Annotated in this window: 14 protein-coding genes; 11 read left to right on the top strand and 3 right to left on the bottom strand. The window is 70.2% G+C overall.

Annotated elements, in window-relative coordinates; genetic code table 11:
* Positions 1-42: 42 nt before the first annotated feature.
* The gene (locus tag ACTJKK_RS12140; protein WP_045254862.1) at positions 43-534 is read right to left on the bottom strand and encodes an inorganic diphosphatase; all 492 of its coding nucleotides are present in this window, start codon (positions 532-534) and stop codon (positions 43-45) included.
* Positions 535-581: 47 nt separating this feature from the next.
* Positions 582-1,247: a TMEM175 family protein gene (locus ACTJKK_RS12135; RefSeq protein WP_440748180.1), complete on the bottom strand. Its 666-nt coding sequence runs from the start codon at positions 1,245-1,247 to the stop codon at positions 582-584.
* A gap of 68 nt (positions 1,248-1,315) precedes the next feature.
* Between ACTJKK_RS12135 and tilS the strand changes: the two genes are divergently transcribed.
* Positions 1,316-2,311, top strand: coding sequence for a tRNA lysidine(34) synthetase TilS (tilS, locus tag ACTJKK_RS12130; protein WP_440748179.1), 996 nt, complete (start codon positions 1,316-1,318; stop codon positions 2,309-2,311).
* 20 nt (positions 2,312-2,331) lie between these two features.
* Here tilS and ACTJKK_RS12125 read toward each other — a convergent pair whose 3' ends face one another.
* Entirely contained in the window at positions 2,332-2,928 is a 597-nt protein-coding gene (locus ACTJKK_RS12125; RefSeq protein ID WP_440748178.1) for a DUF937 domain-containing protein, read from the bottom strand.
* A 103-nt stretch (positions 2,929-3,031) separates the two neighbouring features.
* On the opposite strand from ACTJKK_RS12125, the gene hpt reads away from it, so the two are divergent.
* The 10 genes from hpt (at position 3,032) to ACTJKK_RS12075 (ending at position 11,668) form a co-directional block, all read left to right on the top strand.
* Positions 3,032-3,583 (top strand): hypoxanthine phosphoribosyltransferase, encoded by a 552-nt coding sequence (hpt, locus tag ACTJKK_RS12120; protein WP_247623476.1) that lies wholly within the window; start codon positions 3,032-3,034, stop codon positions 3,581-3,583.
* A 64-nt stretch (positions 3,584-3,647) separates the two neighbouring features.
* Positions 3,648-5,645, top strand: coding sequence for an ATP-dependent zinc metalloprotease FtsH (gene ftsH, locus ACTJKK_RS12115; RefSeq protein WP_247632935.1), 1,998 nt, complete (start codon positions 3,648-3,650; stop codon positions 5,643-5,645).
* Between the two features lie 2 nt (positions 5,646-5,647).
* Entirely contained in the window at positions 5,648-6,247 is a 600-nt protein-coding gene (gene folE / locus ACTJKK_RS12110) for a GTP cyclohydrolase I (RefSeq protein WP_336641004.1), read from the top strand.
* Positions 6,244-7,047, top strand: a complete 804-nt coding sequence (gene folP, locus ACTJKK_RS12105) for a dihydropteroate synthase (RefSeq protein WP_440748177.1) — start codon at positions 6,244-6,246, stop codon at positions 7,045-7,047. The genes folE and folP overlap by 4 nt, the downstream gene beginning before the upstream one ends.
* 44 nt (positions 7,048-7,091) lie before the next feature.
* On the top strand, positions 7,092-7,478 hold the full coding sequence (folB, locus tag ACTJKK_RS12100) for a dihydroneopterin aldolase (protein WP_440748176.1): 387 nt from the start codon (positions 7,092-7,094) through the stop codon (positions 7,476-7,478).
* Positions 7,475-8,011, top strand: coding sequence for a 2-amino-4-hydroxy-6-hydroxymethyldihydropteridine diphosphokinase (gene folK, locus ACTJKK_RS12095; protein ID WP_440748175.1), 537 nt, complete (start codon positions 7,475-7,477; stop codon positions 8,009-8,011). Before folB ends, folK begins: the two co-directional genes overlap by 4 nt.
* The gene (locus tag ACTJKK_RS12090; protein WP_440748174.1) at positions 8,011-8,493 is read left to right on the top strand and encodes a DUF3180 domain-containing protein; all 483 of its coding nucleotides are present in this window, start codon (positions 8,011-8,013) and stop codon (positions 8,491-8,493) included. The genes folK and ACTJKK_RS12090 overlap by 1 nt, the downstream gene beginning before the upstream one ends.
* Positions 8,444-9,025, top strand: coding sequence for a PH domain-containing protein (locus ACTJKK_RS12085; RefSeq protein ID WP_247632930.1), 582 nt, complete (start codon positions 8,444-8,446; stop codon positions 9,023-9,025). The genes ACTJKK_RS12090 and ACTJKK_RS12085 overlap by 50 nt, the downstream gene beginning before the upstream one ends.
* Positions 9,022-10,971, top strand: coding sequence for a PH domain-containing protein (locus tag ACTJKK_RS12080; protein WP_440748173.1), 1,950 nt, complete (start codon positions 9,022-9,024; stop codon positions 10,969-10,971). Before ACTJKK_RS12085 ends, ACTJKK_RS12080 begins: the two co-directional genes overlap by 4 nt.
* Positions 10,972-10,975: 4 nt before the next feature.
* Positions 10,976-11,668, top strand: coding sequence for a DUF2520 domain-containing protein (locus ACTJKK_RS12075; protein ID WP_440748357.1), 693 nt, complete (start codon positions 10,976-10,978; stop codon positions 11,666-11,668).
* Positions 11,669-11,885: the final 217 nt, after the last annotated feature.

Here is an 11,885-nt window from a genome sequence, read left to right as displayed (position 1 = left end):
GAGCGGATCCGGGGGTCTTTCGCGTCGAGCGTTGGCGAGGGGTCAGTGGCCCTGCTCGCCGAAACGGACGATCGCCTCGTCGAGGATGCGCTCGGCCTCGGCCTTGTCGCCCCACGCGTCGACCTTGACCCACTTGTTGGGCTCGAGGTCCTTGTAGTGCTCGAAGAAGTGCGCGATCTCCTTCTTCGTGTACTCGGCGATGTCGTCGATGTCCTGGATGTGCGCCCAGCGCGGGTCCTTCGACAGCACGGCGACCAGCTTGTCGTCGCCGCCGGCCTCGTCGCTCATCTTGAGCACGGCCACGGGACGCACCTCGACGACGACGCCCGGGTAGATGGCGTGGTCGAGCAGCACGAGCACGTCGAGCGGGTCGCCGTCCTCGCCGAGCGTGTTGTCGAAGTAACCATAGTCGGCCGGGTAGCCGAAGGTCGTGTAGAGCACGCGGTCGAGGTGCACTCGCCCGGTCTCGTGGTCGACCTCGTACTTCACGCGGCTGCCGCGCGGGATCTCGATGACGGCGTCGTGTGCGCCCATGCGTGTGCTCCTCGGGAGAAAAAATCGGTTGGATGCCGCGGACAAGCCTACTCGGCAGGTCCGGGCGTCTGAACGTCGGAGTCGCGCGAACGGCCGCGTGACAGTCGATCGACCAGCCGGGAGACGGGGGCGTTCAACAACAGCAGGAAGAGGGCGGCGTACCCGATCTCGGGAACGAGCACGGCGACGAGCAGCGCCGCGGCGAACAGGATGATCGCGGCCAGGTCGCCGAGCACCCCCGCGCGGTAGGTCGAGGGCGGCGCGGTCGAGAGCTCGGGGTGCCGTGCGAGATAGATGCCGCCGGCCAGTGTCGCGAGCTGCGTGGCGATCAACGTGCCGATGTACACGACCTTCTGCAGCGGGTCGGTGTCGATCTGCCCCAGCATGGCCGTCGGCACGGGCAGCCAGACGATCGTGGCCATCCAGGCCACGTTGATCCAAATGAGCGGTGTGGTGATCCGCTCCACATCGCGGTACTGACTGTGGTGTCCCATCCAGAAGGTCGCGATGAGCAGGAAGCTCAGCGCGAAGCTCAGCAACTGCCCCGAGTGCTCGTGGAAGAACTCCGCGGTCGTGAGCTTGCCGGACGCGGCGTCCGACACCGCCTCCATGAGCGGCAGGATGAGCAGCGTCATCGCGATCGCGACGACGGCGTCGACGAACGCCGTGAACCGCTCGGTGCGGAACGGCGGGGTGCGGTGCGGTGCGGTCACGGCGTCAGGATAGTCCCGCCGCCGGGGCGGGCGCACGCCCCGCGGATGCCGTGCCCTAGCGTGGAGGGATGCCGTCACTCGACCCCGCCATCGCCGAGATCCGCCGCGCCGTGCGCACCGCACTGGCCGATCTGCCCGAGGGTGCCGCCGTCGTGGTGGCTCTGTCCGGGGGAGCGGACTCCCTGGCGTTGGCCGCGGCCGTCGCTTTCGAGGCGCCGAAGGCCGGCATCCGCGCGACCGCCGTCACCGTCGATCACGCCCTGCAGACGGGATCGGATGCCGTCGCCGCGCGGGCCGCCGAGCAGGCCACGACCCTCGGCCTCGAAGCCTGCGTCGTGCGCGTCGAGGTCGACGACGCGACCGACGACGGCCCCGAGTCGGCGGCGCGGGACGCGCGCTATCGGGCGCTGCGGGATGTCGCCGACGAGGTCGGCGCGCGAGCGGTGCTGCTCGGCCACACGCTCGACGACCAGGCGGAGACAGTACTGCTCGGGCTCGCCCGCGGTGCCGGAGCCGCGAGCCTGCAGGGCATGGCGCCCGTCCGGGAGGACGACGACGGCGTGCGCTGGATGCGTCCGATGCTGGCGGTCCGTCGCACGACCACGCGCGCCTTCTGCGCGGCATCCGCTCTCGACGTCTGGGACGACCCCCACAACCTCGACGATCGTTTCGCCCGGGTGCGGGTGCGCGAGCGCGTGCTCCCCGTGCTCGAGACCGAGATCGGGCCGGGAATCGCCGAGGCCCTCGCGCGGACCGCCGAGCAACTGCGCGAAGACGCCGAGGCGTTCGACGAGATGATCCACGAGACCATCGAAGACATCGTCGAGCACGCCGAAGCCGGCATCTCGGTGAGCGTCGCGGCGCTCGCCGCGAACCCCGCGGCCCTGCGCAATCGCGTGATCCGCCTCGTGGTCGACAGCGAGTTCGGGGTGAGTCTCACCCGGCTGCAGACGCTGGAGGTCGCGCGCCTGGTGACCGACTGGTCGGGTCAGGGCCCGATCGACCTGCCCGGGTGCGCCGCCGCCCGCCACGGTGGGCGCATCGTCTTCACGGCGCGCACCTGACCTGCGGCGGGCGGCGCCCGTTACTTCTTGCCGCCGAAGAGGCCGCCGACGATGCTGCCCAGGTCGATGCCGCCGTCGCCCGACTTGTTGCCGCCGCCCAGCAGCCCGCCGATGATGTCTCCGACGCCACCACCACCGGAGTTGCCGTTGCCGCCGCCGAGCAGATCGCCGATGATGTCGCCGATCCCGCCGCCGCCCTGCGACTCGGTCGAGGCGGAGCCGCCCTTGCCCTTGCCGGCGTTCGCGATCAGACCCATCACGATCGGCGCGAGGATCGGCAGGAGCTTGCCGAAGTCGATGCCTGCGGTCTTGTCGGACTGCGTGAGCTTCTCGGTGACCTTCTTCTTCTCCTCGGCTCCGAGGATGTGCGTGACGATCTTGTCGCCGTCGGCCTGATCGATGTCCTTGATCGAGGCGGCGCCGCCCGTGCCCTCGTGCTTCTTGAGCGCCTTCTGGATCGCCGCCGAGCCCTCGTCGGTCGAAGCGTTCTTCGCCAGCCCTCCGAGAAGCACCGCACCGCCCTGTTCGACCGCGGTCTTCGCGACGTCGGGAGAGACACCGAGCTGCTTCGCGATGTCGTCGATCGGGACCTGCTTCAGGATGTCGTCGAGAGCCATGGGAATCCTTCCGTCGGTGGGCGTCCGCCCGTCTCACGGCTCAGAGTAGTGCGGATGTCGGGGCAGGGGGAGAGCGGCGTCATCGATCGCCTAAAATCGATCCATGCGCGCCACGGAAATCCAGGCTGACCTGTCCGAGATCCTCGTCACCGAGGAGCAGATCCTCGCCAAGCTCGACGAGCTGGCCCTGCGGGTCGCCGACGATTACGCGGGCAAGGACCTCATCCTGGTCGGCGTGCTCAAGGGCGCGGTCATGGTGATGGCCGACTTCGCGCGGGCGCTGCCCTTCCACGCGCCGATGGACTGGATGGCCGTGTCGAGCTACGGTGCGAGCACGAAGTCCAGCGGCGTCGTGCAGATCCGCAAGGACCTCGACACCGACCTGAACGGCAAGCACGTGCTCATCGTCGAGGACATCATCGACTCGGGGCTCACGCTGAGCTGGCTGCTCGAGAACTTCGAGTCGCGCGGCGCCGAGTCGATCGAGGTGCTCGCCCTGCTGCGCAAGCCGGAGGCCGCGAAGGTGGTCATCGACTGCAAGTACGTGGGCTTCGACATCCCCACCGATTTCGTCGTCGGCTACGGCCTCGATTTCGACGAGCGGTACCGCAACCTGCGCGACGTCGCCGTGCTCGCCCCGCACGTCTACTCCTGACGCGCTACGCCGTGGGTGAACGCACAGCAGGCGCCTAGTACGCGCGCGATACGCTGATCCGATCATGGATGTGAAGAAGCTCGGCAAGAATCCGCTGATCTACGTACTGGTGATCGGCCTGCTGCTGATCCTCGGGTTCGTGCTGGTCTCGAACATCGCGGCACCCAAGCAGATCACCACGCAGGAGGGTCTGAAGCTGCTCGGCGGCTCGACCGTCACCGAGGTGGTCAACACCGACGGCGACCAGCGCGTCGACCTCACGCTCTCGAAGCCGTTCGAGGGCGCCGACAAGGTGCAGTTCTACTACGTCGACGCCCGCGCCGACGAGGTGGTCACGGCGATCAACGACGCCGACCTCAAGGAGGGCTTCAACGATGCCGTGCCGCGCGCAACGTGGTTCGACGGCTTCCTCTCGCTCCTCCTGCCGCTCGTGCTCCTGGGCCTGCTGTTCTGGTGGCTCCTGTCGTCGATGCAGGGCGGCGGCGGCAAGGTCATGCAGTTCGGCAAGTCGAAGGCGAAGCTCGTCAACAAGGAGACCCCGACGGTCACCTTCGCCGACGTCGCCGGCGCCGACGAGGCGATCGAAGAGCTCCATGAGATCAAGGAGTTCCTGCAGGACCCCGCGAAATTCCAGGCGATCGGTGCCCGCATCCCGAAGGGCGTGCTGCTGTACGGCCCTCCCGGAACCGGTAAGACCCTTCTCGCCCGCGCCGTCGCCGGTGAGGCCGGAGCCCCCTTCTACTCGATCTCGGGTTCGGACTTCGTCGAGATGTTCGTCGGTGTCGGAGCCTCGCGTGTGCGCGACCTGTTCAACCAGGCCAAGGAGAACTCCCCGGCGATCATCTTCATCGACGAGATCGACGCCGTCGGTCGTCACCGCGGCGCCGGCATGGGCGGCGGCAACGACGAGCGCGAGCAGACGCTCAACCAGATGCTCGTCGAGATGGACGGCTTCGACCCGAACGCGAACGTCATCGTGATCGCGGCGACGAACCGCCCCGACATCCTCGACCCCGCGCTGCTGCGTCCGGGCCGTTTCGACCGCCAGATCGGTGTCGATGCTCCCGACCTCAAGGGCCGTCAGAAGATCCTCGAGGTGCACAGCAAGGGCAAGCCGCTCTCGCAGAGCGTCGACCTCGAGGTCGTCGCCCGCAAGACGCCGGGCTTCACCGGTGCCGACCTCGCGAACGTGCTGAACGAGGCGGCGCTCCTCACCGCCCGCTCGAACGCGCAGCTCATCGACAACCGCGCGCTCGACGAGGCGATCGACCGCGTCATCGCCGGTCCGCAGCGCCGCACCCGCGTGATGAAGGACCGCGAGAAGCTCATCACCGCGTACCACGAGGGCGGGCACGCGCTCGCCGCCGCGGCCATGAACTATACCGACCCGGTCACCAAGATCACGATCCTGCCGCGCGGCAAGGCCCTCGGCTACACGATGGTGCTGCCGCTCGAAGACAAGTACTCCGTCACGCGCAACGAGCTGCAGGACCAGCTCACGTACGCGATGGGCGGCCGCGTCGCCGAGGAGATCGTGTTCCACGATCCGACCACCGGCGCCTCGAACGACATCGAGAAGGCGACCTCCATCGCCCGCAAGATGGTCATCGAGTACGGCATGACGACCGAGGTCGGTCCGGTCAAACTCGGCTCCGAGGGCGGGGACATGTTCGTCGCGCGCGACATGGGCCGCGGACGCGAGTACTCCGAGAAGGTCGCCGAGCGCGTCGACGCCGAGGTGCGCGCGCTCATCGAGCAGGCCCACGACGAGGCCTACGAGGTGATCAGCGCGAACCGCGACATCCTCGACCGTCTCGCCCTGGCGCTGCTCGAGGAGGAGACCCTCGACCACAACCAGATCGCCGAGATCTTCACCGAGATCCGCAAGCTCCCCGAGCGCCCGCTGTGGCTGTCGAGCAGCGATCGTCCGGTGTCGGACGTGCCGCCGATCGAGGTTCCGAAGAAGGTCGTGCCGGTCGCGGCATCCGTCGAGGAGCCCTCGGCGACCGCCCGCGCGCAGGAGCCGTCAGGAGCCACGAACCCGCGTCCCGCGACGGCCTGATCGTGGGCGTCGACAGGACGCGGATCGAGCGGCTGACGCGTGAGCTGCTCGAGGCGATCGGCGAAGACCCGGATCGTCCGGGACTGCGCCAGACGCCCACGCGCATGGCCGAGCTGTACGCGGAGTTCTTCGGCGGCGTCGGCGAGGATGCCGCGGCTCCGCTCGAGCGCACGATCAGCGTGACCCGGGGCCCCGCCCCCGACACGCTGCCCTCGGGCGCGGTGCTGCTGCGCGACATCCGTTTCCGTTCGGTGTGCGAGCACCACCTGCTGCCCTTCGCCGGCCGGGCCCACCTGGCCTACCTTCCGGGGGAGCAGGTCGTGGGTCTGGGTGCGCTGGTGCGGGTCGTCGAGATCCTCGCCGCCCGCCCACAGGTGCAGGAGCGGCTGGGCGAGCAGATCGCCGACACGATCGCCGAGAACCTCGACACCCGCGGCGTGCTCGTCGTGCTCGACGCCAGCCACGGGTGCGTGACGATGCGCGGCGGACGCCAGCCCGAGGCATCCACCCTCACCATCGCCGCCCGCGGCGTCTACGAGGACCCGATCGCGCGCGCCGAACTCATCGCCCTCATCGGTCCGTCGTCCGGCGCGCTCTCGTGACCGGCATCTGGGGCATCGTCAACGTCACGCCCGACTCGTTCAGCGACGGCGGACGCTACCTCGACGTCGACTCGGCGGTCGCGCGGGGACTGAAGCTACGCGCCGACGGCGCCACCGTGCTCGACATCGGCGGGGAGTCGACGCGTCCCGGCGCGAAGCGTGTGGATGCGGCCACCGAGCAGTCGCGCGTGATCCCGGTGATCGAGCAGCTGGCCGCGACCGGCGTCGCCCTCAGCATCGACACGATCAACGCCTCGACGGCGTCGGCCGCGGTGCGCGCCGGGGCCCGCATCGTCAACGACGTGTCGGGCGGACTCGCCGACCCCGAGATGCGCGCGGCCGTCGCCGAGTCCGGTGCCGACTACGCGATCGGGCACTGGCGCGGTTTCTCCGACGACATGTACGCCCGCGCCGACTACCATCGCATCGCGCGCGAGGTCGCCGGGGAGCTGCAGGAGCGCCTGGGCGAAGCCGCGGCGGCTGGCATCGCACCGTCGCGGGTGATCCTCGACCCGGGCATCGGATTCGCCAAGGCTGGTGCGCAGAACTGGGATCTGCTGCGGGGACTCGACGACATCGTCGCCCTGGGACCCCGCGTGCTCATCGGCACCTCGCGCAAGCGGTTCCTGGCCGAGACGTTGGGCCAGGCGGATGCCGACGTCACCGAGCAGCGTCGCGACCTCGCGACCGCCGTGACCAGCGCTCTCGCGCTGCGCGCCGGCGTGTGGGCGGTGCGCGTGCACGACGTGGCCGCGACCCGCGACGCGCTCGCGATCGCGCACGCCTGGGAAGGGCGCTGAGCGCCGACCGCTGCGTCGTCGGTGCTCCCGCGTACGCTGGGGTGATGGACTCCCTCGATGAGATCGTGCTGACCGGGCTGACGGTCTTCGGCCGGCACGGCGTGTACGACCACGAGCGCGCCGATGGGCAGGAGTTCACGATCGACCTGCGCCTGCGTCTCGACCTCGCCCCGGCTGCGGCATCCGATGACGTGCTCGACACGGTGCACTACGGCGAGTTGGCCCAGAAGGTGGCGGCGATCGTCGCGGGAGAGCCGGTCGACCTGATCGAGACGCTCGCGTCGCGCATCGCCGACGCCGCCCTCGGCGACGAGCGGGTGCACGACGTCACGGTCACGGTGCACAAGCCGCACGCCCCCATTTCCCTCACGTTCGCCGACGTCTCGGTGGTCCTCACACGCGGGCGCACCACGGCAGGAGGCGCCGCATGAGCCGCAACCTCACCCGACCGCCCGAGGTTCCGCTGCCGGGCCCCGGTCGCGAGCCGGTCACGGCCGTCGTCGCCCTCGGCGCCAACCTCGGCGATCGGCACGCCACGATCACCGCCGCGGCCGAGCGCATCGCGCGCCTTCCCCTGGTCACCGACGTACGACTCTCTCCGCTGCACGAGACCGTCGCCCTCCGCGTCGACGGGCCCGACCCCGACGCGCCGGGCTACGTGAACGCGGTCGCCCTGGTGACCACGCGTCTCGCCCCCGAGATCCTGCTCGGCATGCTGCATGCGATCGAAGACGAGAACGGGCGCGAGCGCCACGAGCGGTGGGGCGACCGCACCCTCGACCTCGACCTCATCTCCTACGGCGACGAGGTCTCCGACGACCCGCGCATCGTGCTGCCGCACCCGCGTGCGTTCGAGCGGCTCTTCGTGCTCGACCCCTGGCTCGACGTCGACCCCGACGCCGAGCTCCCAGGTCACGGCCGTATCGCCGACCTTGCCGCCGCGCTGCGCGCGCAGGGGGAGTGATGCAGCGCACCTCCGCCGGGCTCCTCGTCATCCTCGCCGTCGTCGGCGCCGGTATCGGGTTCCTCCTCGATCAGCTGCTGACGGCGATGGGGCGCGCGACCTTCACCCCTTCGGTCTTCCTCCCCGTGCTGCTCGTGCTGATCGCGGCGGCGGCGCTCGTCGTCGCCTGGCCGGTGCGGCGCAGCGTGCGCACCGGCATCCGCATCGACCCGTTCCGTGCGCTCCGCGCCGCGACGCTCGCTCGCGCCTCGAGTCTGCTCGGAGCCCTGCTCGCGGGCTTCGGCGCCGGTCTCCTGGGCTTCCTCCTGACACGGCCGATCGATCCCCCGGTAGGGTCGACAGTGGCGATGATCGCCCTGATCGCGGGAGCAATCGTGCTCGTGGTCGCCGCCCTCGTCGCCGAACAGTTCTGCACCCTGCCGAAGGATCCTGATGACTCAGAGCCCAGAGAACGCGCCCCTGAACCCGGCCGAGGGCACTGACCTCGCCGCCCTCGACCAGGGGGTGTACACCTCTCTCCGCACGGCGCGCAGCGAGGCCCGCCTCGAGCTCGACGGCACCTGGCACCAGATCTCGCCGCGCTACGCCGTCTCGCAGCTGCTGCAGAACGCGCTCCTGCTCGTCGTCGTGATCGTCGCCGCCGTCGTGCTCGCGCTCGTGCTGCACCAGAGCTGGGTGTGGATCCCCGGCGCCGCGCTGACGCTGCTGATCGTCGTGACGATGATCATCCTGCCGCGGCAGGCGCGAGCGATCGGCTACATGCTGCGCGCCGACGACATCGTCTTCCGCAAGGGCATCCTCTGGCAGCGCATGATCGCCGTGCCCTACGGGCGCATGCAGCTCGTCGACATCACGCAGGGTCCGGTCGACCGCGGCTTCGGCATCTCGCAGCTCAAGATGGTCACCGCCGCCGCGACCACCGGCGTCCAGATCCCCGGCCTCACGCAGGCCGCGGCCGAGGCGCTGCGCGACACGCTCATCGAGGTCGCCGAGACCCGCCGGACCGGCCTGTGAGCGAGCCGCAGTTCCCCGCCCCGCCGACGCCGGCGGACGCCGCGCCCGCCGGGAAGGCGGATTCGTCGAACCTCGCCGACGGCGAATGGCATCGGATGCATCCGCTCACGCCCCTGTTCAAGGGCGGGCTGGTGCTGCTGATCGTCGCGGGCATCACGTTCGCGAACCTGCGCGACCGGGTAATCGCCTGGTTCGTGAACATCACGACGCCGAGCGACACGCACTACAGCGACTACTCCTCGGGCGACCCGGTCGACTGGGTGCTCGAGAACAATCTGATCCTCATCGCCCTTCTGGCGGTGCTCGGGCTCCTGATCGTGCTGGTCGCGATCTTCTGGTTCGTCTGGCGCTTCCAGCAGTTCCGGATCACCGGCGACCACGTCGAGGTGCGTAAGGGCATCATCTTCCGCTCGCACCGCCGCGCCCCGCTCGACCGCGTGCAGGGCGTCAACCTCACGCGGCCGTTCCCGGCGCGCATCATCGGCCTCGCCAAGCTCGAGGTCGTCGGCGCCGGAACCGACGCGAACGTCGAGCTCGAGTACCTCGCCACCCCGCGGGCCGAGGCCGTGCGCGCCGACATCCTGCGCCTCGCGTCGGGCGTGCGTGCGGCGCGGCAGGCCGCGGCATCCGGTGCACCTGCCGGGCCGACGACCACCCGCGCCCAGCTCGTCGACTCGATGAACCACGGCGTCACGGGACTCATCGCCGGCGTCGATCTCGAAGACGTGGCACCCGAGAGCGTCGTGAAGATCCCGACCGGCCGACTGGTCGGCTCGCAGCTGCTCGCGGGCGTGCTGTGGTTCGTCTTCTTCGCGCTGATCTTCGGCATCACGATGGGCTTCATGTTCTTCGGTGCCCTGCTCGACGGAGACGTGGGCGGGAGCTTCATCTCGCTGGGGCTTGCACTCGGCATCGGCATCCCCCTCGTCATCGCCGTCGTGGGTATCACCTGGGCGCAGATCTCGAAGTCGCTCCGGTACTCGATCGCTCCGACGCCGGACGGCGTGCGCATCACCTACGGTCTGCTCACGACGGTGACCGAGACGCTGCCCCCGGGCCGTATCTTCGCGGTCGAGGTCACGCAGTCGCTGCTGTGGCGCCCGTTCGGCTGGTGGTCGATCAAGATCAACCGCATGAGCGGCAAGAGCGCCGCGCAGCAGTCGTCGGGCAGTGCGCAGCAGTTCAACATCGTGCTGCCGGTCGGCAAGCGGGCAGACGTCGAGCGGGTGCTCGGGCTGATCCTGCCCGACGTGCCGGCGGCCGACATCCCGCTCATCTGGGAGCACGGCATCCTCGGACCCGTCGAGGGTGACCCGTATCGCACGATGCCGCGTCGCGCCGGATGGCGTCGCCCGCTCTCGTGGAAGCGCCACGGCTACACGGTCACCGACTTCGGGCTGATCCTGCGTCGCGGCGTCATGTGGCGCAAGCTCGCGGTGTTCCCGCTCGCCCGACTGCAGGGCGTCTCGCTCTCGCAGGGCCCCATCGACCGTGCGCAGCGCGTCAGCGGCGCGCAGGTGCACACGGTGCCCGGTCCGATCCACGGAATCCTCTCGGGTCTCGAGCGCGATGACGCCCTCGCCCTGATCGGCGACGTTTCGAGCCGCGCCGCTGCCGCGGCTGCGCGCGACACCTCGCACCGCTGGAGCGAGCATGCAGGAGAAGCGGATGCCGCGGACGCGGGTGCGCCCGTGCCGCCGCCGTATGCGCCGGTGCCTCCGCCGTACGCGGGGCAGCCCGCTGCGGGTGCGGGTGCGCCGGTCCCTCCGCCGTACGCGGGGCAGCCCGGTGCGGATGCGGGTGCACCGCCGGTTCCGCCGCTGCCTTCGGGGGCGCCGCCTGCTCCTCCGGCACCGCCTGCTTCTCCGGCGTCGGCTGCTCCTCAGCCGCCGGCACCGCCCGCGCCTCCCGCCCCTCCCGCACCTCCTGCGTCGACGGAGGAGTGACGTGGTGGAGCGCGACGGACGCCTCGGCGTCGGCATCATCGGCGCGGGTCTCGTGGGGCCCGTGATCGGCGCGGCCCTCGGCGGCGCCGGGCATGCGGTCGTGGGGATCACGAGCGGATCCGACGACGAGCGGGCTTCGGCCGTTCTGCCCGACGTGCCCGTGCTCGACGCACTCGAGGTCGTGCGCCGCGCCGAGCTCGTGGTGATCGCGGTGCCGCACGACCAGTTGGAATCGCTCGTCGCCGGTATCGCCGAGGTCGGCGGGTGGCAGATCGGCCAGCTCGTGCTGCACACCGACCCCGCCTTCGGTATCGAGGTGCTTCGTCCCGCCGCCGAGAAGGGGGCGATCCCGCTCGCCGTGCACCCGGCGATCACGTTCACCGGAACCTCGATCGATCTGCGTCAGTTGCAGGCGGGGTTCGCGGCGGTCACCGCTCCCGCGGCCGTCCTCCCGATCGCCCAGGCCCTCGCCGTCGAGATCGGTTGCGAGCCGGTCGTCGTGGCCGAGGCGGATCGCGCCGCCTACGCCGATGCGATTCAGACGGCCACCGAGTTCTCGCGCTCGATCATCGGACAGGCCACGGGTCGCCTCCGCGAGATCGGCATCGACAACCCCGGCGGGTACCTCTCGGCCCTCGTGCAGTCCACCGTCGAACGGGCGCTGCGCGAAGCATCCGATCCTCCGCCCCTGCTCTGACGGGCGCCCGCGAACGCGTGAGGGGTCACAACACGCCGCGCGGGGCGGGCGGGGCAGGGCGTGTCTTGACCCCTCACCCCAGAGAACGCGCGCTTCCGACAGCCAGGGCGACCACCTCCCGAGCGTGAGGGGTCACAACACGCCGCGAGTGCGGCGTGCGGGGCGGCGTGTCTTGACCCCTCACGAGTGAGGGGAGCGAGGGGAATGAGGGGAGTGA

The organism is Microbacterium sp. 22179, from assembly GCF_052045715.1.
GTDB lineage: Bacteria > Actinomycetota > Actinomycetes > Actinomycetales > Microbacteriaceae > Microbacterium > Microbacterium galbinum.
This window is presented reverse-complemented; position numbering and strand designations above follow the sequence as displayed.

Excerpts from the sequence above, each read along its gene's own strand:
- ftsH (WP_247632935.1), top strand. The coding sequence starts at position 3,648 with ATGGATGTGAAGAAGCTCGGCAAGAATCCGCTGATCTACGTACTGGTG.
- ACTJKK_RS12085 (WP_247632930.1), top strand. The coding sequence starts at position 8,444 with ATGACTCAGAGCCCAGAGAACGCGCCCCTGAACCCGGCCGAGGGCACT.
- ACTJKK_RS12140 (WP_045254862.1), bottom strand. The coding sequence starts at position 534 with ATGGGCGCACACGACGCCGTCATCGAGATCCCGCGCGGCAGCCGCGTG.
- hpt (WP_247623476.1), top strand. The coding sequence starts at position 3,032 with ATGCGCGCCACGGAAATCCAGGCTGACCTGTCCGAGATCCTCGTCACC.
- folK (WP_440748175.1), top strand. The coding sequence starts at position 7,475 with ATGAGCCGCAACCTCACCCGACCGCCCGAGGTTCCGCTGCCGGGCCCC.
- tilS (WP_440748179.1), top strand. The coding sequence starts at position 1,316 with ATGCCGTCACTCGACCCCGCCATCGCCGAGATCCGCCGCGCCGTGCGC.
- ACTJKK_RS12090 (WP_440748174.1), top strand. The coding sequence starts at position 8,011 with ATGCAGCGCACCTCCGCCGGGCTCCTCGTCATCCTCGCCGTCGTCGGC.
- ACTJKK_RS12125 (WP_440748178.1), bottom strand. The coding sequence starts at position 2,928 with ATGGCTCTCGACGACATCCTGAAGCAGGTCCCGATCGACGACATCGCG.
- folB (WP_440748176.1), top strand. The coding sequence starts at position 7,092 with ATGGACTCCCTCGATGAGATCGTGCTGACCGGGCTGACGGTCTTCGGC.